Annotated in this window: 15 protein-coding genes and 1 tRNA gene; 6 read left to right on the top strand and 10 right to left on the bottom strand. The window is 70.4% G+C overall.

Features of this window, described 5'->3' with window-relative positions:
* Window positions 1-18: 18 nt before the first annotated feature.
* Window positions 19-771 carry a glycosyltransferase family 2 protein gene (locus MQP27_RS26980; RefSeq protein ID WP_242768450.1) on the top strand — a complete coding sequence of 251 codons (753 nt, stop codon included), beginning with the start codon at window positions 19-21 and terminating at the stop codon, window positions 769-771.
* Here the strand turns inward: MQP27_RS26980 and MQP27_RS26975 are convergent.
* Window positions 759-1235, bottom strand: coding sequence for a hypothetical protein (locus MQP27_RS26975; RefSeq protein ID WP_242768442.1), 477 nt, complete (start codon window positions 1233-1235; stop codon window positions 759-761). The two genes, MQP27_RS26980 and MQP27_RS26975, sit on opposite strands and share 13 nt — an antisense overlap.
* Window positions 1236-1391: 156 nt before the next feature.
* Between MQP27_RS26975 and MQP27_RS51045 the strand changes: the two genes are divergently transcribed.
* Together MQP27_RS51045 and MQP27_RS26965 are read left to right on the top strand one after the other, a co-directional pair.
* Window positions 1392-1865: a hypothetical protein gene (locus MQP27_RS51045; protein ID WP_278196572.1), complete on the top strand. Its 474-nt coding sequence runs from the start codon at window positions 1392-1394 to the stop codon at window positions 1863-1865.
* A gap of 436 nt (window positions 1866-2301) precedes the next feature.
* Entirely contained in the window at window positions 2302-6282 is a 3981-nt protein-coding gene (locus tag MQP27_RS26965) for an nSTAND1 domain-containing NTPase (RefSeq protein ID WP_242768440.1), read from the top strand.
* A gap of 212 nt (window positions 6283-6494) precedes the next feature.
* Here the strand turns inward: MQP27_RS26965 and MQP27_RS26960 are convergent.
* From MQP27_RS26960 to dnaA, 9 genes are all read right to left on the bottom strand, one after another.
* Window positions 6495-6568 (bottom strand) — tRNA-Ile (locus MQP27_RS26960).
* A 102-nt stretch (window positions 6569-6670) separates the two neighbouring features.
* Window positions 6671-7501: a DUF3566 domain-containing protein gene (locus MQP27_RS26955; protein WP_242768438.1), complete on the bottom strand. Its 831-nt coding sequence runs from the start codon at window positions 7499-7501 to the stop codon at window positions 6671-6673.
* A gap of 18 nt (window positions 7502-7519) precedes the next feature.
* The gene (gene gyrA, locus MQP27_RS26950; RefSeq protein WP_242768436.1) at window positions 7520-10114 is read right to left on the bottom strand and encodes a DNA gyrase subunit A; all 2595 of its coding nucleotides are present in this window, start codon (window positions 10112-10114) and stop codon (window positions 7520-7522) included.
* A gap of 42 nt (window positions 10115-10156) precedes the next feature.
* Complete coding sequence (gyrB, locus tag MQP27_RS26945) at window positions 10157-12217, bottom strand: DNA topoisomerase (ATP-hydrolyzing) subunit B (RefSeq protein ID WP_242768427.1); 2061 nt, start codon at window positions 12215-12217, stop codon at window positions 10157-10159.
* 398 nt (window positions 12218-12615) lie between these two features.
* Entirely contained in the window at window positions 12616-13161 is a 546-nt protein-coding gene (locus tag MQP27_RS26940) for a DciA family protein (protein WP_242768425.1), read from the bottom strand.
* Window positions 13158-14279 carry a DNA replication/repair protein RecF gene (gene recF / locus MQP27_RS26935; RefSeq protein WP_242768423.1) on the bottom strand — a complete coding sequence of 374 codons (1122 nt, stop codon included), beginning with the start codon at window positions 14277-14279 and terminating at the stop codon, window positions 13158-13160. The genes MQP27_RS26940 and recF overlap by 4 nt, the downstream gene beginning before the upstream one ends.
* A gap of 53 nt (window positions 14280-14332) precedes the next feature.
* Window positions 14333-15208, bottom strand: a complete 876-nt coding sequence (gnd, locus tag MQP27_RS26930) for a phosphogluconate dehydrogenase (NAD(+)-dependent, decarboxylating) (protein WP_242768420.1) — start codon at window positions 15206-15208, stop codon at window positions 14333-14335.
* Between the two features lie 138 nt (window positions 15209-15346).
* Window positions 15347-16477, bottom strand: coding sequence for a DNA polymerase III subunit beta (gene dnaN / locus MQP27_RS26925; RefSeq protein WP_242768412.1), 1131 nt, complete (start codon window positions 16475-16477; stop codon window positions 15347-15349).
* Window positions 16478-17348: 871 nt separating this feature from the next.
* Entirely contained in the window at window positions 17349-19370 is a 2022-nt protein-coding gene (dnaA, locus tag MQP27_RS26920; protein WP_308289995.1) for a chromosomal replication initiator protein DnaA, read from the bottom strand.
* Window positions 19371-19753: 383 nt separating this feature from the next.
* On the opposite strand from dnaA, the gene rpmH reads away from it, so the two are divergent.
* Genes rpmH through yidD form a run of 3 tightly spaced genes read left to right on the top strand, consistent with a single transcriptional unit; the run spans window position 19754 to window position 20659 of the window.
* Complete coding sequence (gene rpmH, locus MQP27_RS26915) at window positions 19754-19891, top strand: 50S ribosomal protein L34 (protein ID WP_015659252.1); 138 nt, start codon at window positions 19754-19756, stop codon at window positions 19889-19891.
* Between the two features lie 22 nt (window positions 19892-19913).
* A complete protein-coding gene (gene rnpA / locus MQP27_RS26910; protein WP_242768410.1) occupies window positions 19914-20285 on the top strand; it encodes a ribonuclease P protein component in 372 nt (123 codons plus the stop codon).
* Window positions 20282-20659, top strand: coding sequence for a membrane protein insertion efficiency factor YidD (gene yidD, locus MQP27_RS26905; RefSeq protein WP_242768408.1), 378 nt, complete (start codon window positions 20282-20284; stop codon window positions 20657-20659). Before rnpA ends, yidD begins: the two co-directional genes overlap by 4 nt.
* Window positions 20660-20662 lie beyond the last annotated feature (3 nt).

The following is a 20662-nucleotide window of genomic DNA, read 5'->3' as shown; positions in this document are numbered from 1 at the left end:
CGGTCGTAGCCTGGCGCCATGACCGGGCGCATCATCATCGTCACCGCCGTGCACGCCCCGTCGGCCGGGTTCCTGGGGGACGCGTACAAGTCCTTGTGCGCGCAGGAGCTGCCCGCCGGGTGGGAGTGGCAGTGGGTGATCCAGGAGGACGGGACGACGGACCGCGTACGTCCGTACGTCCCCGACGACGCGCGGGTGACCTTCCGGCAGGGCCGGGCCGGCGGCCCCGGTGTCGCCCGCACGATCGCGCTCGCGCACACGCGGGGCGCGTACGTGAAGGTGCTGGACGCCGACGATCAGCTGACGGAGGGGGCGCTGGCGCGTGACCTGGCGGTTCTCGAGGCCGATCCGGCCATCGGGTGGGCCACCTCGCGCGTGCTTGACCTCCTGCCGGACGGCTCCACCGCCGGTTTCCCGGGCGATCCCGACGAGGGCCCGATCGAGCGCGGGACCGTCCTCGACGCCTGGAAGGCGAACGGTTTCCTCGCCCCGGTGCACCCCGCGACCCTTTTCGTACGACGGGATCTGCTGCTGGCGCTCGGCGGCTGGATGGCGCTGCCGGCCTCCGAGGACACCGGGCTGCTGCTGGCGCTCGACGCCGTGAGCCGGGGCTGGTTCTCGCGCGAGACGGGGCTGCTCTACCGGAAGTGGGAGGGCCAGGTGACCGGCCAGGCGGCGCACACGGCCACGGCCGAGCGCGAGGCGCGCATGGCGGTGGTGGAGGAGCGCGCCCGGGCGCTGGCGGCGCTCGGCTGGCGCTACCCGGCCTGATCCGCGCCGCTCGCCGAGGCCAGCCAGTGGGCGACCCTGCGGACCGTCGTCTCGTCCAGGCTGTCGACGAGCGCCTCCACGGCCGTGAGGTCGTCCGGTGCGAGGTCGTAGAGGCCCGCCTTGGTCAGGCCGGCCAGGAGTACCTGGCGGCGGCGGCCGTCCATGCGCCGCGTGTGCGTGCTGGGCGCCTCGGGGGCGTCGGCGGCGGCCTTGGGGGTGGGCACGGGCGGCGCGGCCGCGGTGTCGTACCGGTGCCATCCGCCGTCCTTCGGGCCCCACAGGCTGATCACCGGATCGCCGCCACGCGCGCGTACCGTGTGCGCCATCTCACCGAGCGCGTACTGCACCGGGGAGCGGTGGGGCGACTGGGCGCACACCCGCCAGGAGGCCGAGGACGGCTGGTAGACCATCGCGACCCAGCGCGGATCTCCTTGCGGCTGCGGACTCTCGGGACGCGTCTCCACAGGAATCACCCCTTCGGAACCGGCACGGCAAGGGGACGATAACTGACGACCCGTCAGATAACCAGGCCGCATCCCCTGCCTCGCGGCCAAGCCCTGTTCTCTTCGAGCCCGCCGTGCCACCCTGCCCCCGGCCGGGACGCGGAGGAGGCGGTGGGGATGAGCGGAGTCGAAGAGGCGGGCGCGGTCGCCTCGGCACGCGCGTTGCGGGACATGCACGGCACACGCGCGCGTAGTGCGTACGAACGTGCCGTCGCCGCCTGCCGGTATGCCGGGGTCGACGAGTCCGCCGCCGAGCTCGTGCCGACCGGTCCCGTCGGCCGGGCGGCGAACGCGCTGCGGCTGTCCGCCCGCTCCGTCGACGCCCTCGGCACCGGCAGCCCCGACCCCGCCGCGGACGCCCGCTGCGCCCGCAACGCCGCCGCCACGGCCGCCCTGGCCGCCCAGCTGGCCGGGGCGCGGGACGACGGCGCGGGCTCCCCGGAGGCGCTGCGCGCCGCCCTCGCCGCGTCCCGGGCCGCGGCGGCCGCCGCCGCGGGCACGGCGGCGGGCAGGGACGCGAGGCTGAACGCCGCCGCGGACGAGGCGGAGGCGCACGCGGTCGCCGCCGCTCGCGAGGCGGGGTGGGTGTAGGGCGGGAAGCGGAGGCCGCGTCGTTCGGCTCCGGTCCCTCCCCTCGTGGGGACCGGTGCCGAACGCTGCGGCAGCCTCCCTCCGTGCCGCGGCGGGCGTGGAGGGAGGAGGGCCGGATCCGTGGTTCGGCGTGGAAGTGATCCCGATGGGATCCTTCCCCACGGACCTTGCCGGCTCAGGCGATGAGACCGTCGCCGCCGTCCCGCGCCTCGTACCGAAGCTGACCGAGAACGTTCGGCGTCATGAGCTGTCTCCCCGAGCGCTGAGCCGATGGCCTGCATGGACGAAGCGTGATGGGTTCGCTACTGGGTCGGGATCCTGCCAGTTCCGGCCCCGCCGGAGGAGATTCCGGTCACCTTCCGGCCCCTTAATCCGCAGGTCAGCCGTATAAAGTGAGTTTTCCGGTCCGGATGTTCCAACGCGGGGGAAGTAAGGGGTGGAGGCCTTGAGTTCCGACTCAGGGGCACGCACGGCCTTCGCGGAGCGCCTCGCGTTGCTGTACAGGGAGGCCGGCAACCCTCCCCTCACGCGCGTGGCCGAAGCGGTCGTACAGCTGCAGCGGGTGGACGAGCGGGGGCGGCCCGTACGGGTGTCCGCGCAGCGGATCAGCGACTGGCGGCGGGCGAAGAACGTGCCCGCGCAGTTCACCGCGCTCGCCGCGGTGCTGCACATCCTCATCCCCCAGGCCCGGCGCGCGCGGCCCGTCGCGGTGTCCACGGGCCTGTACGACATGGCGCACTGGCAGCGGCTGTGGGAGCGCGCCGTGGCCGACCCGGTCGGCGACCCCAAGGTCGCGGAGGAGATCCCGCCAGCCGAGAGCCCGGCCGCGGCCGGACTGTGCCCGTACCGAGGTCTGGCCTCCTACCGGCAGGAGGACGCCCGCTGGTTCTTCGGCCGGGAGCGGAGCACGGACGCCCTGGTCGCGCAGTTGCGCGCGACGGAGAAGACCGGCGGCCTGGTGATGCTCGTGGGCGCCTCCGGAGCCGGAAAGTCCTCGCTGCTGAACGCCGGTCTGGTGACCGCGCTGCGCGAGGGCGCCCTGAGCGACCGGGACGGCCCGCCGCCCGAGGTGCTGCAGTTCGTGCCGGGCGCCGATCCACTGGCGGAACTGACCGCCCGTATACCCGAGCTCGCGCCCGTCCTCGCCGAGCCTGACGACCCGGAGTTCGCGCGGGCCGTGCGGGACGCCGTCACCGCGTGGGCGCAGCGGGACGGCGTCGGCGCCGCCCGGCCGGTCCTGATCGTGGACCAGTTCGAGGAGGCCTTCACCCTCTGCGCCGACGAGGGCGGCAGGCGTACGTTCGTCCAGGCGCTGCACGCCGCGTGCTCGCCGGCCGGGCCGGGCGCCCTCGCCCCGGTGCTGGTGGTGCTGGGCATCCGCGCCGACTTCTACGAGCAGTGCCTGGGCCACCCCGAGCTGTCCGACGCGCTCCAGCACCGGCACATGGTGCTCGGCCCGCTGACCACGGCGGAGCTGCGCGAGGCGGTGACCGGCCCCGCCAAGGCCGTCGGCCTGGAGCTGGAGCCGGGCCTTGCCGAGCTGATCGTGCGCGAGGTGAGCGCCGACGGCCCGCGCGGGGCGCACGACGCCGGCGCGCTGCCGCTGCTGTCGCACGCCCTGCTCGCGACCTGGCAGCGGCGCAAGGGCGTCCGGCTGACGCTGGCCGGCTACCGCGCTGCGGGCGGCATCCAGGGCGCGGTGGCGGCGACCGCCGAGCGCGCCTGGTCCGGCCTCGACCCGGCGGCGCGGACGGCCGCGCGGCTGCTGTTGCTGCGGCTCGTGCGGCTCGGCGAGGACACACAGGCCACGCGCCGGCGCGGCACCCGGCGCCAGCTGGCCCAGGAGTCGGCCGACCCCGGCAAGACGGAGGAGTCCCTGGAGGCGCTGGTCCGGGCCCGGCTTGTGACGCTGGACGCGGAGACCGTGGAGATCACCCACGAGGCGCTGCTGCACGCCTGGCCGCGGCTGCGCGAGTGGATCGACGAGGACCGCGGCGACCATCTGCTGCGCCAGCGGCTGGAGGAGGACGGGCACGCCTGGGAGAGCTCGGGGCGCGACTCCTCGCTGCTCTACCGCGGCTCCCGGCTGGAACAGGCCCACACCTGGGCGAAGTCGGCCGGCGACACCTTCCTGACCCGCAGCGCGGTGGAGTTCCTGGCGGCCTCGGTCCGGCTGCGCCGCCGTATGGTCTGGATCGGCCGGAGCGCGGTGGCGGCCCTGGTGGCGCTGGCCGTGCTCGCCGGCGGGGCCGCGGTGGTGGCGTGGCAGCAGCGGGACGACGCCGTGTTCGAGCAGGTGCTCGCGGAGGCGGACCGAGTGCAGTACACGGACCCGTCGCTCTCCGCCCAGCTGGACCTGGTCGCCCACCGGCTGCGCTCGGGCGACGCCGGTACGAACAACCGGCTGCTCTCGATCGTCAACGCCCCGCTGGCCACCCCGCTCTCCGGCCACAGGGGCGCCGTCTACCTGACGACCTTCAGCCCGAACGGCCGCCTGCTGGCCACCGCCAGCGCCGACCGGACCGTACGCCTGTGGGACGTGCGCGACCGCACCCGCCCGAAGGCGCTGGGCAAGCCGCTGACCGGGCACACCAGTTGGGTCAGCAGCGCGATCTTCAGCCCCGACGGCAAGACCCTCGCCAGCGCCTCGGACGACGGCACGGTACGGCTGTGGGACGTCAGCGACCCGAGCCGTCCGAAGTCCCTGGGCGCCCCGCTGACCGGCCACGACGGCACGATCTACCTGATCGCCTTCGCCCCGGACGGCCACACCCTGGCCACCGCGAACGAGGACCACACCGTCCGCCTGTGGGACATGCGGGACCGTACCCACCCGACGTCGCTGTCCACCCTGACCGGCCACACCGCCGCCGTGCGCTCCATCGCCTTCAGCCCGGACGGCGGGACCATCGCCGCGGGCGGCGACGACAACACGGTGATGCTGTGGAACATCGCCGACCCGAGCAGGCCCGAGCGGACCGGCCCGACCCTGACCGGCCACTCCTCCACCGTCCACTCCGTGGCCTTCAGCCCGGACGGGAAGACGCTGGCCAGCGGCAGCGCCGACGACACGGTACGGCTGTGGAACGTGGCCGACCCCGCCCACGCGCAGGCCATCGGCTCCCCGCTGACCGGGCACACCGGCCTGGTCTGGTCGGTGGCCTTCAGCCCCGACGGCAGCATGCTCGCGGCCGGCAGCGCCGACAGCACGGCCAGCCTGTGGAACGTCCGCGATCCCGCCTACCCCTCCCAGATCGGCGAGCCGCTCGCGGGCGGCAGCGGCGAGATGTACGCCCTCGGCTTCAGCCCCGACGGCAAGACCCTCGCGACCGGCAGCGGCGACAGCAAGGTCCGCCTGTGGTCGCTGCCGACCTCGGACATGATCGGCGGCCGCGGCACCTTCCGCCCGGACGGCAAGGTGCTGGCCACGGCCGCGAGCGACGGACGCGTGCGGCTGTGGGACGTGCGCGACGCCGCCCGGCCGGTGCTGCTGGGCAAGCCGTTCATGACCGCGGGCAACGGCGACCCCTCCCCGGTGTTCTCGCCCGACGGCCGCACCCTCGCCGTCCTGACCGGCCAGCGCTCGGTGGCGCTGTGGAACGTCACCGACCCGGCCCACCCGGTCCCGACCAGGGCGGACATCATCCTCAAGACCCGTTTCATGGGCCCCGAGGCGATCGCCTACAGCCCCGACGGCCGCATCCTCGCCACCGCCTACGAGGACCGCACGATCCGGCTGTGGAACGTCGCCGACCCGGCCCACGCGAAGCCGCTCGGCGAGCCCCTCACCGGTCCGGGCGGCTTCATCGACTCCCTCGCCTTCACCCCGGACGGCCACGCCCTCGCCGCGGGCAGCGAGGAGGGCGCCATCCGCCTGTGGAGCGTGCGCGACGCCACCCGGCCGACACTGCTCGGCAAGCCCCTCACGGGCCACCACGGCCCGGTCAACGCCCTGGCCTTCACACCGGACGGCCACACCCTGGCCAGCGGCAGCGACGACGACACCGTCCGCCTGTGGGACACCTCCGACCCCGCGAAGGCGAGGTCCCTGGGCCCGCCGCTCACCGGCCACTCCGAGGCGGTCGTCTCGCTGACCTTCGGCCGGGACGGCCGCACCCTGGCCAGCGGCGGCAACGACAACACGGTCCGCCTGTGGAACGTCGCCGACCCGTCGGACGCGGCCCCCATCGGCCAGTCGATGAGCCCGAACGCCAGGACCGGCCACTTCCTCGCCTTCAGCCCCACCAGCAACCTCCTCGGCGTCTCCAGCGGCTCCGACACGGTCCGCCTGTGGAACCTCGACGTCGACGCGGCCATCGCCCGCATCTGCTCGACCACACATGGCGTCCTGACGCCGGGCAAGTGGCACGAATACCTGCCCAGACTCTCGTACGACCCCCCGTGCGAAGGCGACTGACCGCGGAACCCGGTGATCCGGATCACAACTCTCGGACCACCCCGAACAGTTGGCTCCCACCGCGCAACCGACCTTGTTACCCTTGGCCATAGCCCGACCGCTGGTGCATCCCCCGTCGCCAGCGGTCGGGTCTTTTCGTACCCGCGCACCCGATGCCGAGGGCGCATGCAAGAGACCCCCGGTCCGAGTGGACCGGGGGTCTCTTTGTCCGGTGGGGCTAACAGGATTTGAACCTGTGGCCTCATCCTTATCAGGGATGCGCTCTAACCAACTGAGCTATAGCCCCGCCGCGCTCTGCGGTGTGTGTCCCGCGCGCTGACTCCTGAAGATTAGCGCATGGCCCAGGCAGTCCCAAAATCGGTAATCCGCAGCTGATCAGCGACGTCCGTCACTCGTCCTCGGCGAGCGTCAGCTCGATGCCGCCGACGAAGCCGGCGGAGAGGTTGTAGATGAACGCGCCGAGGGTCGCGAGGGCCGTCGCGAGGACGACGTCGATGACCGCGATGATCGACGTGAACGTCAGGACGTGCGGGAGGGACAGGAAGGACTGCAGGTCGAAGCCGTTGGACTCGTTCGAGCCGGTCGCCTCGGAGATGGTGCCGCCGACGGAGGAGAAAACGCCCATCGCGTCCATGACCATCCACAGCACGGCGGAGGCGACGACCGTGCAGATGCCCAGCGCGATGGAGAGCAGGAAGCTGACCTTCATCACCGACCACGGGTCGGCCTTGGCCACCCGCAGCCGTGCCTTGCGGATGCGGGGCGTGGTGCGGGCGCCGGTGCGCGGCCTGCGGACCGCGCCGGCCGGCGCCTGGGCCGCCGCCTGGCTCGGGTAGGCCTGCGGCGGGTGGTACGGCGCGGCGGGCTGCTGCTGCGGCTGCCGCTCACCGGGGAGCGGGGAGGCCGTCTGCTGCTGCGGCGGCGCGGGCTGCACCGGCGGCTGGGGCGGCGCGCCCGCGGCGGCCGGAGCCGCCTGCTGGGTCTGCGGGCCTCGGGTGTCCGTCACAGTTCCCCCCTGTGATCCCTGCCTGGATCCCTGCTGGGAACCCTGCTTGTCGGACGAGGACGGACTGGTCGGGTCCGCCTCGACCTTGCGAAGTTGGGTCGTGTGCGGGTCGGCCGCACGCGCGGCGGAGCCACGGCCGCCGCCGTCCGTCTCCGTACCCGGGGAGGACCCGGTGGAGGTACCGGCCGATCCGGCGCCCGTGGCTCCGCTCACGATGACTCACTCCTCGTGCTACTCGGCCGAGGGCGACTCACCCTCGTCCGTGCCGGTGGTCGCGGCACCCTCGGCGGTCTCGTCTTCGGCCACATCGCCGTCGACCTCCTCCGCCTCGCGCCCCGCCTCGGCGTTACGTGCGATACCGACGACGGCATCGCGCTTGCCCAGGTTGATCAGTTGGACGCCCATGGTGTCACGGCCCGTCTCCCTGACCTCGTTGACTCGCGTACGAATCACACCGCCCGACAGCGTGATGGCGAGGATCTCGTCGCTCTCCTCGACCACCAGCGCGCCGACGAGCGACCCGCGGTCCTCCACGATCTTGGCGGCCTTGATGCCGAGGCCACCGCGACCCTGGACGCGGTACTCGTCGACGGCGGTCCGCTTCGCGTACCCGCCGTCTGTGGCAGTGAACACGAACGTACCGGGTCGAACAACATTCATCGACAGAAGTTCATCGCCCTCGCGGAAACTCATGCCCTTGACACCGGAGGTGGCACGGCCCATGGGGCGAAGTGCCTCGTCCGTGGCGGTGAACCTGATCGACTGCGCCTTCTTGCTGATCAGAAGCAGATCGTCCTCGGCCGAAACCAGCTCGGCCCCGATCAGTTCGTCGTCCGAACCGTCCTCCGTCTCACGGAGGTTGATCGCGATGACACCGCCGGACCTGGGCGAATCGTAATCCTTCAGAGGCGTCTTCTTGACCAGACCGCCCTTGGTCGCCAGGACCAGGTACGGCGCCGCCTCGTAGTCGCGGATCGCGAGGATCTCGGCGATCGCCTCGTCCGGCTGGAAGGCCAGCAGGTTGGCGACGTGCTGGCCGCGCGCGTCCCGGCCGGCGTCCGGAAGCTCGTACGCCTTCGCCCGGTACACCCGGCCCTTGTTGGTGAAGAACAGCAGCCAGTGGTGCGTGGTCGACACGAAGAAGTGGTCGACGATGTCGTCTTCCTTGAGCTTCGTGCCGCGCACGCCCTTGCCGCCGCGCTTCTGCGCCCGGTAGTCGACGGTCTTGGTGCGCTTGACGTAACCGCTGCGCGAGACCGTGACGACGATGTCCTCCTCGGCGATGAGGTCCTCGATGGACATGTCGCCGTCGAAGGGGACCAGCATCGTCTTGCGGTCGTCGCCGTACTTCTCGACGATCGCGGTGAGTTCCTCGCTGACGATGCCGCGCTGGCGGACCGGGGAGGCCAGGATCGCGTTGTACTCGTTGATCTTCGCCTGCAGCTCGTCGTGCTCCTGGACGATCTTCTGCCGCTCCAGGGCCGCGAGTCGGCGCAGCTGCATCTCGAGGATGGCGTTCGCCTGGATCTCGTCGATCTCCAGGAGGTTCATCAGGCCCGTGCGCGCGATCTCGACGGTCTCACTGGCCCGGATCAGCGCGATGACCTCGTCGATCGCGTCCAGCGCCTTGAGCAGACCGCGCAGGATGTGCGCCCGCTCCTCGGCCTTGCGCAGCCGGAAGCGCGTACGGCGGACGATGACCTCGATCTGGTGCGTCACCCAGTGGCGGATGAACGCGTCCAGCGAGAGCGTGCGCGGGACGCCGTCGACCAGGGCCAGCATGTTGGCGCCGAAGTTGGTCTGCAGGTCCGTGTGCTTGTAGAGGTTGTTCAGGACGACCTTGGCGACCGCGTCCCGCTTCAGCACGATCACCAGGCGCTGACCGGTGCGCGAGGACGTCTCGTCGCGGACGTCCGCGATGCCGCCGACCTTGCCGTCCTTCACCAGGTCGGCGATCTTCTGCGCGAGGTTGTCGGGGTTGACCTGGTACGGCAGCTCCGTGACCACCAGGCACTGGCGGTTCTGGATCTCCTCGACCTCGACGACCGCCCGCATGGTGATCGAGCCGCGGCCCGTGCGGTAGGCCTCCTCGATGCCCTTGCGGCCCACGACCAGCGCGCCGGTCGGGAAGTCGGGGCCCTTGATGCGCTCGATCAGCGCGTCCAGGAGCTCCTCGTGCGAGGCCTCCGGGTTGTCCAGGTACCACAGGGCACCGGCGGCGACCTCGCGCAGGTTGTGCGGCGGGATGTTGGTCGCCATGCCGACCGCGATACCGGCCGAGCCGTTGATCAGCAGGTTCGGGAAGCGGGCCGGCAGGACGGTCGGCTCCTGGGAGCGGCCGTCGTAGTTGTCCGTGAAGTCGACGGTCTCCTCGTCGATGTCACGGACCATCTCCATCGACAGCGGCGCCATCTTGCACTCGGTGTAGCGCATGGCCGCCGCCGGGTCGTTGCCCGGAGAGCCGAAGTTGCCGTTGGAGTCGACGAGCGGCATGCGCATCGACCAGGGCTGGGCGAGGCGCACCAGGGCGTCGTAGATGGAGGAGTCGCCGTGGGGGTGGTAGTTGCCCATGACGTCGCCGACCACGCGGGCGCACTTGTAGAAGCCGCGCTCGGGGCGGTAGCCGCCGTCGTACATCGCGTACAGGACGCGGCGGTGGACGGGCTTGAGGCCGTCCCGGACGTCCGGCAGCGCGCGGGCCACGATGACGGACATCGCGTAGTCGAGGTACGAGCGCTGCATCTCGGTCTCGAGCCCGACGGGCTCGATCCGCATGACGACGTCGCCGCCCTCTTCAGGGGTGACAGGAGTGTTCTCGTCGGCCATTGCTGGTGAAGATCCTTCCTGGTGCGGTCAGCTGAGACCGACTCAGATGTCGAGGAAGCGGACGTCCTTGGCGTTGCGCTGGATGAACTGGCGCCGGGCCTCGACGTCCTCGCCCATCAGCACCGAGAACAGGTCGTCGGCCTGGGCGGCGTCGTCCAGGGTGACCTGGCCGAGGACGCGGTGCTCCTGGTCCATGGTCGTGACGCGCAGCTCCTCGGCGTTCATCTCGCCGAGACCCTTGAAGCGCTGGATCGAGTCCTCGCGCACACGCTTGCCGCGCTGGCGGCCCATCTCCAGGAGCGCGTCGCGCTCGCGGTCCGAGTACGCGTACTCGGTGTCGTCCCGGCCCCACTTGATCTTGTAGAGCGGGGGACGCGACAGGAACACGTGCCCGGCCTCGACCAGCGGCCGCATGAAGCGGAACAGGAAGGTCAGCAGCAGGGTGTTGATGTGCTGGCCGTCGACGTCGGCGTCCGCCATCAGGATGATCTTGTGATAGCGGAGCTTCTCGATGTCGAAGTCCTCGTGCACGCCGGTGCCGAAGGCGGAGATCAGCGCCTGGATCTCCTGGTTCTGCAGGATCTTGTCGATCCTGGCCTTCTCGACGTTGAGGATCTTGCCGCGGATCGGGAGGATCGCCTGGTACTGCGGGTTGCGGCCGGACTTGGCCGAGCCGCCGGCGGAGTCACCCTCGACGATGAAGATCTCGCACTTGGTGGGGTCGTTCGACTGGCAGTCGGAGAGCTTGCCCGGCAGCGAGGCCGACTCCAGCAGACCCTTGCGACGGGTCAGGTCGCGCGCCTTGCGGGCCGCCACGCGCGCGGTGGCCGCCTGGATGCCCTTGCGGACGATGTCCGCGGCCTCGTTCGGGTTGCGGTCCAGCCAGTCGTTCAGGTGCTCGTAGACCGCCTTCTGCACGAAGGTCTTGGCCTCCGTGTTGCCCAGCTTGGTCTTGGTCTGGCCCTCGAACTGCGGCTCGCTCAGCTTCACCGAGATGATCGCCGTCAGACCCTCGCGGATGTCGTCACCCGTGAGGTTGTCGTCCTTCTCGCGCAACAGCTTCTTGTCGCGCGCGTACTTGTTGATCAGCGAGGTGAGCGCCGCGCGGAAGCCCTCCTCGTGGGTGCCGCCCTCGTGCGTGTGGATGATGTTGGCGAACGAGTAGACGCCCTCGCTGTAGCCGCTGTTCCACTGCATGGCGACCTCGAGGGACAGGCTCTTGTCCTTGTCCTCGGCCTCCAGGTCGATCACGGTGGAGTGCACCACGTCTCCCTTGCGGGAGTTGAGGTACTTCACGAAGTCGACGATGCCGCCCTCGTAGTGGTACGTGACGGTCTTGACCTCGGCCTTCTCGTCGGCCCCGGCCTCGTCCGCCCCGGCGACCGCCTTCGCCGACTCGCGCTCGTCAGTGAGTTTGATCGTCAAACCCTTGTTGAGGAACGCCATCTCCTGGAAACGCCGCGACAGCGTCTCGAAGGAGTACTCCGTGGTCTCGAAGATGTCGCCGTCGGCCCAGAAGGTGACCGAGGTGCCGGTCTCGTCCGTGGCCTCGTGCTGGACGAGCGGCGCCGTCGGGACGCCCATCTTGTAGTCCTGCGTCCACCGGTGGCCGTCGGTCTTCACCTCGACGGCGACCTTCGACGACAGCGCGTTGACGACGGACACGCCCACGCCGTGCAGACCACCGGAGACCGCGTAGCCGCCACCGCCGAACTTGCCGCCCGCGTGCAGCACGGTCAGCACGACCTCCAGGGCCGGCTTGCCCTCGGACGCGACGATGCCGACGGGGATGCCACGGCCGTTGTCGACGACGCGCACGCCGCCGTCGGCCAGGATCGTCACGTCGATGGTGTCCGCGTGGCCGGCCAGCGCCTCGTCGACCGAGTTGTCGACGACCTCGTACACGAGGTGGTGGAGCCCTCGCTCACCGGTCGAGCCGATGTACATACCGGGGCGCTTGCGGACCGCGTCCAAGCCTTCGAGGACGGTGATGGCGCTGGCGTCGTAGGAGGCGGTGACCTCACCGTTCGACGAGGTCACCGCGTCGCTCTCGCCGGCGTCGGTGGACGGGATGTTCTCGTTGGGGTTGCCGGAATCGGCCACGAAGCGCCCTTTCTGGCACAGCACGAGCCAGGCTCGTCGGCGGGTTGCCGGAGCGGCTGCGGCATGTTGCGTTGGTAAGCCTTGATCAGCGTTGCTCAGCTTTTCCCGGACGGTCCCCACGAATGGGGCGGGATTAGCTTCCAGTCTACCGGTAGCGCCGACAGTGATGGGGGTTTGCCGGTACCTGAGTCCGCATGTGGCGCCCTCAACCGGTCTCGTCCGACTCCCCATATGCGGAACGGGGCTCCAAGAGGCTCACGGAGGCACTCAGCGCTTCGGGCTGTCAACCCTTGGCTACTTGGGAGTCAGGTGGCGATTCGCAACCGCGTGCGGTCGTACGGAGCAAAGGCCGCCGGCGATGTCCCAAGACCGCCGACGGCCCACAGATGTGAGGTCTGTCACCCGTACGTATCGCCGGGTCCGGTGCTGCCCGGGGCACGCAGGGGACCGTAGCGACGGGCGGGGCCGGCGGGGCCGTGCACCTTGATCATCCGGACCGCGCCGTGCCCCAGGTCCTCGTTGAGGCGCGCGACGAGCGTCGGCGCGAGCAGCCGCAGATTCGTCGCCCAGGCCGTGGAGTCGCAGCGCACGACGAGCACCCGCTCGTCCTCGTCGTACTTCTCCGGCTCGCAGTGCTTGGCCACGTCCTCACCGACGATCTGCGGCCAGCGCCCCATCACCCCGCCGACCGCCGCCGGGGTCTCCCAGCCGCGCTCGGTGATCAGCCGGTTGATCGCCGCACCGAAGGCCATGGGGTCGCGGCCGTCCGCGCCCGCGCCGGAGCGCAGGCCCCCGCGCCGCGCCTGCTTCTTCTGCTGCGCGGCGTCGCCACGCGCGCGTGCCGCTTCCTTCGCCGCCCTGAGCGCCACGCGCGCGAGGTCGATGCCGGACGGCTCGGGGGCCTTCTTCCCGGAACTCTTCTCGGGGCCCGGCTCGTTGCTCATACGCGCTCCACCGTCCCCCCGGACACGGCGTACCGGGTCCCCGTCAGTACGTGCGGTACGTCGTCGTCGACCGCGGCCGTCACCAGCACCTGCTCGCCGGGCGCGACCAGCTCCGCCAGCCGCTCGCGCCGGCGCGTGTCCAGCTCGGCGAAGACGTCGTCGAGCACCAGCACCGGCTCGTTGCCCTCGGCGCGCAGCAGGTCGTAGGAGGCCAGCCGCAGCGCCAGCGCGTACGACCAGGACTCGCCGTGCGAGGCGTACCCCTTGGCGGGCAACTGACCGAGTTTGAGCAGCAGATCGTCCCGATGCGGGCCCACGAGGGTCACCCCGCGCTCGATCTCCTGCTTGCGCGCCTCCGCGAGCGCCGCCATCAGTTGCTCGTACAGATCCTCACGCGTCTGCGCCTCACCGGGCGCCGACGGCTTGTAGTCGAGGGCGATCGGCCCGCCGCCGGGGGCGAGTTGCTCGTACGCCTTGTCCGCGAGGGGCTGGATCGCGGCGATCAGGTCGAGGCGCTGGGCGAGCAACTCGGCGCCCGCACGCGCCAGATGCTGGTCCCATACGTCGAGGGTGGACAGGTCCATCGACCGGCCGCCGTGCCTGCGGGCGAGCGCGGCCGACTTCAGCAGGGTGTTGCGCTGCTTGAGGACGCGCTCGTAGTCGGAGCGCACACCCGCCATGCGCGGGGAGCGCGCGGTGATCAGCTCGTCGAGGAAGCGCCGCCGCTCACCGGGGTCGCCCTTGACCAGGGCGAGATCCTCGGGCGCGAACAGCACGGTCCGTACGATGCCCAGCACGTCACGGGGCCTGACCTGCGAGGACCTGTTGATGCGGGCGCGGTTGGACTTGCCGGGGTTCAGCTCCAGCTCGACCAGCTGCTGCCGCTCGCCCTGTCTGACCTGCGCCCGGATGATCGCGCGGTCGGCGCCCATGCGGACCAGGGGGGCGTCGGAGGCGACGCGGTGGCTGCCGAGGGTGGCGAGATAGCCGATCGCCTCGACGAGGTTGGTCTTGCCCTGGCCGTTCGGGCCGACGAAGGCGGTGACGCCCGGGTCGAGCGGGACCTCGACCCGGGCGTACGAGCGGAAGTCGGCCAGCGACAGATGCGTGACGTGCATGGTCGGTGCCGACCTCCCCCAAGTCGTGGGCCGTTCTCAACAGCCCTTGTGGACTACTTCGTCTCGACCGCGTGGCCGCCGAATTGGTTGCGCAGCGCCGCGACCATCTTCATCTGCGGAGAGTCCTCCTGGCGCGACGCGAACCGCGCGAAGAGGGAGGCCGTGATCGCCGGGAGCGGCACGGCATTGTCGATGGCGGCCTCCACAGTCCAGCGGCCCTCGCCGGAGTCCTGTGCGAAACCCTTCAGCCGGTCGAGGTGCTCGTCCTCGTCGAGGGCGTTCACGGCGAGGTCCAGCAGCCAGGAGCGGATCACGGTCCCCTCCTGCCAGGAGCGGAACACCTCCCGGACGTCGGTCACGGAGTCGACCTTCTCCAGGAGCTCCCAGCCCTCGGCATAGGCCTGCATCATCGCGTACTCGATGCCGTTGTGGACCATCTTCGCGAAGTGGCCCGCGCCGACCTTGCCGGCGTGCACCGCGCCGAACGACCCCTCGGGCTTGAGGGCGTCGAAGACCGGCTGCACCTTGGCGACGTTCTCCGCGTCGCCGCCGTACATCAGCGCGTAGCCGTTCTCCAGGCCCCAGACGCCGCCGGAGACACCGCAGTCGACGAACCCGATGCCCTTGGCCGCGAGCTCCTCGGCGTGCTTCTCGTCGTCCGTCCAGCGGGAGTTGCCGCCGTCCACGACGACGTCGCCCGGCTGCAGGAGCTCGGCGAGCTCATCGATCGTCGACTGGGTGGCGGCACCGGCCGGGACCATCACCCAGACCACGCGCGGACCGCTGAGCTTGCCCACAAGCTCTTCGAGGCTGTGGACATCGGCGAGGTCCGGGTTGCGGTCGTATCCGACGACGGTGTGGCCTGCGCGGCGGATCCGCTCGCGCATGTTGCCGCCCATCTTGCCGAGGCCGACGAGACCGAGCTCCATCAGTTGTTCCTTAGGTTGCTGTGTGGCGTGTGAGGCACTGTTCGTACCCACGTCCGAGCCTAAACCCGGACGCTCACGCACACCTGTGGGCATACGCGCTCAAACGTATGCCCTCACCTGGGCCTTCGTCTCAGCCGCTCAGCCGCTGAGGCGCACCGGCATGATCAGGTACTTGTAGGCCTCGTCCGCCTCGGCGTCCAGGGCCGGCTTGCCGCTGAGCAGCGCGGGCTTGGTGGACGTCGTGAAGGAGAGCTGGGCGACGGGGGAGTCGATGGCGCTCAGGCCGTCCAGCAGGAAGGTCGGGTTGAAGGCGATCGAGATGTCGTCGCCCTCCAGCTGGGCGTCGACCCTTTCCACAGCCTGTGCGTCGTCACTGGAGCCGGCCTCCAGGATCAGCACGCCCTGCTCGAAGCTGAGCCGCACCGGGGTGTTCCGCTCGGCGACCAGCGCCACACGCTTGACGGCCTCCACGAAGGGGGCGGTCTCGATCACGGCGACGGAGTTGAACTCGGTCGGGAACAGCGTGCGGTACTTCGGCAGGTCGCCTTCGAGGAGGCGGGTGGTCGTGCGGCGCCCGGCGCCCTCGAAACCGATCAGGCCCTCACCGGCACCCGAGCCGGACAGCGCCAGGGTCACACTGTCGCCGCTGGTCAGCGCCTTGGCGGTGTCCAGGAGCGTCTTCGCGGGCACCAGGGCGACCGCGGACGCCTCCGGGTTCTCCGGCTTCCACAGGAACTCGCGGACCGCGAAGCGGTAGCGGTCGGTGGAGGCCAGGGTGACCGTGTCGCCCTCGATCTCGATGCGCACACCGGTGAGCACCGGCAGCGTGTCGTCACGGCCGGCCGCGATGGCCACCTGGGCGGCCGCGGAGGCGAAGACCTCGCCGGGGACCGTGCCCGTGGCGTTCGGCATCTGCGGCAGTGCCGGGTACTCCTCCACAGGCAGGGTGTGGAGTGTGAACCGCGAGGAGCCGCAGACCACCGTCGCCCGTACACCGTCTGTGGAAATCTCCACCGGGCGGTTGGGCAGCGCACGGCAGATGTCGGCGAGCAGGCGGCCCGAGACGAGGACCGTGCCCTCCTCCTCGACCTCGGCCTCGACGCTGACGCGCGCGGAGACCTCGTAGTCGAAGCTGGAGAGGCTGAGAGCCCCGTCCTCGGCCTTCAGCAGAAGGCCGGCGAGGACAGGCGCCGGCGGACGGGCCGGGAGGCTGCGCGCCGCCCAGGCCACTGCCTCCGCGAGTACGTCGCGTTCCACCCGGATCTTCACTGTTGCCGCCTCCTGCTGTTGCCGGCGCTTCTACGGCCTGCCTGGCTTCGTCGTCTGTCTCGGTGTCGTCGGCCCCTGTGATGGGAAGGACACCGGGGAACAGTCTGACGCACGGCACTGACAGTAGGTGCCTCTCGGGGTCAAGTCGTGACGAGGGGCAGCCGGGAGCCGGACGGCGAGTTGTGCACAGGACCCCCTTCGAAACGGATTCCCAGCTCTCTCTAGTTGGGAGTAGTAGTAGGGGCTGTGGAAACCGTGGATAACCCCGTTTGCGCAGGTCAGACCTGAGATTTTGTCCACGGACCCTGTGGGCGACACCGGTGGACAACTCGGGGTCTCTGTGGAGAACGGAAAGTTCTGCACACCCCGTGCACAGCCTGAGGCGACTTCTCCCCAGCACCGTCCCCAGCTTTACCCGCCTTTCCCACAGCCCAACCCGGCACCTTCGTGTGACGCCTTTCACTCGCGCCGGTGATCAGGCGCGTCGCGTTGCCGAACAGTGGACAGCCATGTGGAGAAGCCGGTGATCGCTGGGGACAACCGCCCCCAGCCTGTGGGTTGTCGGTGGACAACTCGATGCACAGCCTGTGGATCTCCGCTCTGTCCACAGTCTGTGGAGATCGTTCGTCCACGAATCCACAACCAGGTGACCTGGGCTGATCGTCTTTCGACAGGCTGCCTGTGGACCACGGTCTGGACAACTTCGCGGTCCCCAGGATGTGGACGGCAGAAAGTCACCGAATCTGTGGAGAGAGGCCGTAACCAGGCCGGGAATCGAACATGCGGCTACGACGGCGTTACCCGCGACATGACGAAGGGCGCCCGGGGACCTCGTCCCCAGGGCGCCCTGGACGCCGTGACTCTGCTTCTGTCAGCCGTTCTTGATGCGGTTCGTCAGCTCGGTGACCTGGTTGTAGATGGAGCGCCGCTCGGCCATCAGATTGCGGATCTTGCGGTCCGCGTGCATGACGGTCGTGTGGTCGCGACCGCCGAACAGCGCGCCGATCTTCGGCAGCGAGAGGTCCGTGAGCTCACGGCACAGGTACATGGCGATCTGGCGGGCCGTGACGAGCGCGCGGCCGCGCGAGGTGCCGCACAGGTCCTCGACGGTCAGGCCGAAGTAGTCGGCGGTGGCGCTCATGATGGCCGTCGAGGTGATCTCGGGCGCCGAGTCCTCGCCGCCGGGGATCAGGTCCTTCAGCACGATCTCGGTCAGGCCCAGGTCCACCGGCTGCCGGTTGAGCGACGCGAACGCCGTCACCCGGATCAGCGCGCCCTCCAGCTCGCGGATGTTGCGCGAGATGCGGGAGGCGATGAACTCCAGCACCTCCGGCGGGGCGTTGAGCTGCTCCTGGACCGCCTTCTTGCGCAGGATCGCGATGCGCGTCTCCAGCTCGGGCGGCTGGACGTCGGTGATCAGGCCCCACTCGAAGCGGTTGCGCAGCCGGTCCTCCAGGGTCACCAGCTGCTTGGGCGGCCGGTCGCTGGAGAGCACGATCTGCTTGTTGGCGTTGTGGAGCGTGTTGAAGGTGTGGAAGAACTCCTCCTGCGTCGACTCCTTGTCCGCGAGGAACTGGATGTCGTCGACGAGCAGGATGTCCATCTCGCGGTACCGCTTGCGGAAGCTGTCGCCCTTGCCGTCGCGGATGGAGTTGATGAACTCGTTGGTGAACTCCTCCGAGCTCACGTAACGCACGCGCGTGCCGGGATAGAGACTCCGCGCGTAGTGCCCGATCGCGTGCAGCAGGTGCGTCTTGCCGAGCCCCGACTCCCCGTAGATGAAGAGGGGGTTGTACGCCTTCGCGGGCGCCTCGGCGACGGCCACCGCGGCCGCGTGCGCGAACCGGTTGGAGGCGCCGATGACGAACGTGTCGAAGAGGTACTTCGGGTTCAGCCGCGCGGTGGGCTCGCCGGGACCGGACGCCGGCGCGGGCTTCGCTGCCAGCGGGCCGGGGGCGCCGGTGGTCGGCAGGCCGGCGCCGCCGGGGCCGCCGCGGTGCACGTGCCCGGAGCCGGCCGACGGCTCGGGCAGCTCCCGGCGCGCGTCGCGTGGCTCGTAGTCGGCGCGGCCCTGGTCGTAGTCCGACCGCGGCTGGTCGTAGTCGCGGCGCTGGCCGTCGTACGACGGACGCTCCATCGACTGCGGACGGTAGTCCTGGGACGGCTGTGCGTACGAGTCCTGGCCCTGGGGCGGGTACGAGTCCTGCGGTGACCCGTAGGAGTCCTGCGAGGGCGAGGCGTACGGGTCGCGCTCCGGGAAGCCGAGGCGCTGCTGCTGCCAGCTGTACTCGTCCTGCGACGGCCGCGGCCAGGAGCCGGGCTCGGGGCGCTGGTACTCGGAAGGGTACGCGGGGCGCGCGGTCGGAAGCTGCTCCGCGCGCGGGGGCGGCAGCTGGTCGGAGGGGCCGCCGGGGAGCTGCTCGCCGCGGGCGGGGCGCTGGTCGTCGGCGCGGTGACGACCGTAGCCCTCGTACTGGCCCTGCCCCTGGCTGTCGTAGTGCTCCTGGCGCCGGCCCTCGTACTGGCCCTGTCCTTCGTACTGGCCGGAGGGGAGCTCGGGCTCCTCGTAGCGTGGCTGGGGGCGGGTCGGCGGGGCCGGTGGCGCGGGGGGCTCGCCGGCGGAGTCGTCGACGGTGATCGCGATGCGGATCGGGCGGCCGCACTCGCGGCTCAGCGTCTCGCTGACGATCGGCGCGAGCCGGCCTTCGAGGACGCCCTTCGCAAACTCGTTCGGTACGGCGAGCAGCGCGGTGTCGGCAACCAGCGCGAGCGGCTGGCAGCGCCGGATCCAGTGCTCGTCCTTGGTCTCCACGCCCTGTCCACGGCCCTCGCCGAGGAGTTGTTCCAGTACTCGTGGCCACACTGCGGCAAGATCGGCAGGTACGTCAGCCACAGGGCACGCTCTCTCACGGGTCCCACGAACGTGTGATGGTGGGACGGGTCGGGATTCGAGTGGGGTGGAGCCATGAACAAGGGTTCAAGGGAACGAATCGGAGTTCAGCCACGGTAGTCAGGGCGACGGGTGCGGTTCAAGTTGTTGTCCCCAGCCTGTGGATAGTGTCTCTCAGTGACCGCTGGTTTGACCGGATGGCGTAGCCCCGCGTACCGTAACCAGGTCGAGTTGTCGATGGCTGCTGCCGCCTGCCTCCGATGGGCACAGATCGCGTCAGGTGATCGGGAAGCGGTGCACTCGGGCGTAACGAGAGCTACTCGTGGGCGCACGGTGACAGCCAGGACGGCACCCGCAACCAACGATTTGATTTCTGGAGCCCCCGAGTGAGCAAGCGCACCTTCCAGCCGAACAACCGTCGTCGCGCGAAGACCCACGGCTTCCGCCTGCGGATGCGTACCCGCGCCGGCCGCGCGATTCTCGCGAACCGTCGCGCCAAGGGTCGCGCCAGCCTGTCGGCCTGATTCCGGTCAGGTTCATGCCGTCGTGCTGCCCACCGAGAACCGGCTGAGGCGGCGCGAGGACTTCGCGACCGCGGTACGACGAGGGCGCCGGGCCGGCCGCCCGTCCCTCGTCGTCCATCTACGTAGCGGTGCCACGGACCCGCACGCGCCTGGGGAGAGCGCTCCCCCGACGCGTGCGGGTTTCGTCGTGAGCAAAGCAGTGGGCGGAGCCGTCGTACGCAACAAGGTGAAGCGCAGACTGCGTCATCTGATGCGGGACCGGGTCGCCCTGCTGCCCCCCGGTAGCCTGGTAGTCGTACGAGCGCTGCCCGGTGCGGGCGACGCCGACCATGGACAACTGGCCCAAGACCTGGATGCCGCCATCGAGCGGTTGCTGGGAGGGGGCGCGCGATGAAGTACCCGCTGCTGGCTCTGATCAAGCTGTACCAGTGGACGATCAGTCCGCTGCTCGGGCCGGTGTGCAAGTACTACCCGTCGTGTTCCCACTACGGCTACACGGCCATCGACCGGCACGGCGCGATCAAGGGCACGGCGCTCACCGCCTGGCGCATCCTGCGGTGCAATCCGTGGTCGCTGGGCGGTGTGGACCATGTCCCGCCGCGCAAGCGTCCGCGGTGGCACGAAATGCTGCGTGACGCGTGGCGTGCACGCAAGGGCGGGTCCTCCGCCGCCGAACCGGCCCCCGAAGAGAATCCTGTTTCGAGCACGGAAGAGAATCCTCCTTCGAGCCCGGCCGCAGAGACCTCGTCCCATGCCCAAGGAGCATGATTA

Source organism: Streptomyces cylindrosporus (assembly GCF_022698165.1).
Taxonomy (GTDB): domain Bacteria; phylum Actinomycetota; class Actinomycetes; order Streptomycetales; family Streptomycetaceae; genus Streptomyces; species Streptomyces cylindrosporus.
This window is presented reverse-complemented; position numbering and strand designations above follow the sequence as displayed.

What these genes read in the sequence shown, in the direction of transcription:
- MQP27_RS51045 (WP_278196572.1), top strand. Translation starts at nt 1,392, where the DNA reads ATGAGCGGAGTCGAAGAGGCGGGCGCGGTCGCCTCGGCACGCGCGTTG.
- gnd (WP_242768420.1), bottom strand. Translation starts at nt 15,208, where the DNA reads ATGGAGCTCGGTCTCGTCGGCCTCGGCAAGATGGGCGGCAACATGCGC.
- MQP27_RS26940 (WP_242768425.1), bottom strand. Translation starts at nt 13,161, where the DNA reads ATGAGCAACGAGCCGGGCCCCGAGAAGAGTTCCGGGAAGAAGGCCCCC.
- yidD (WP_242768408.1), top strand. Translation starts at nt 20,282, where the DNA reads ATGAAGTACCCGCTGCTGGCTCTGATCAAGCTGTACCAGTGGACGATC.
- recF (WP_242768423.1), bottom strand. Translation starts at nt 14,279, where the DNA reads ATGCACGTCACGCATCTGTCGCTGGCCGACTTCCGCTCGTACGCCCGG.
- MQP27_RS26980 (WP_242768450.1), top strand. Translation starts at nt 19, where the DNA reads ATGACCGGGCGCATCATCATCGTCACCGCCGTGCACGCCCCGTCGGCC.
- gyrA (WP_242768436.1), bottom strand. Translation starts at nt 10,114, where the DNA reads ATGGCCGACGAGAACACTCCTGTCACCCCTGAAGAGGGCGGCGACGTC.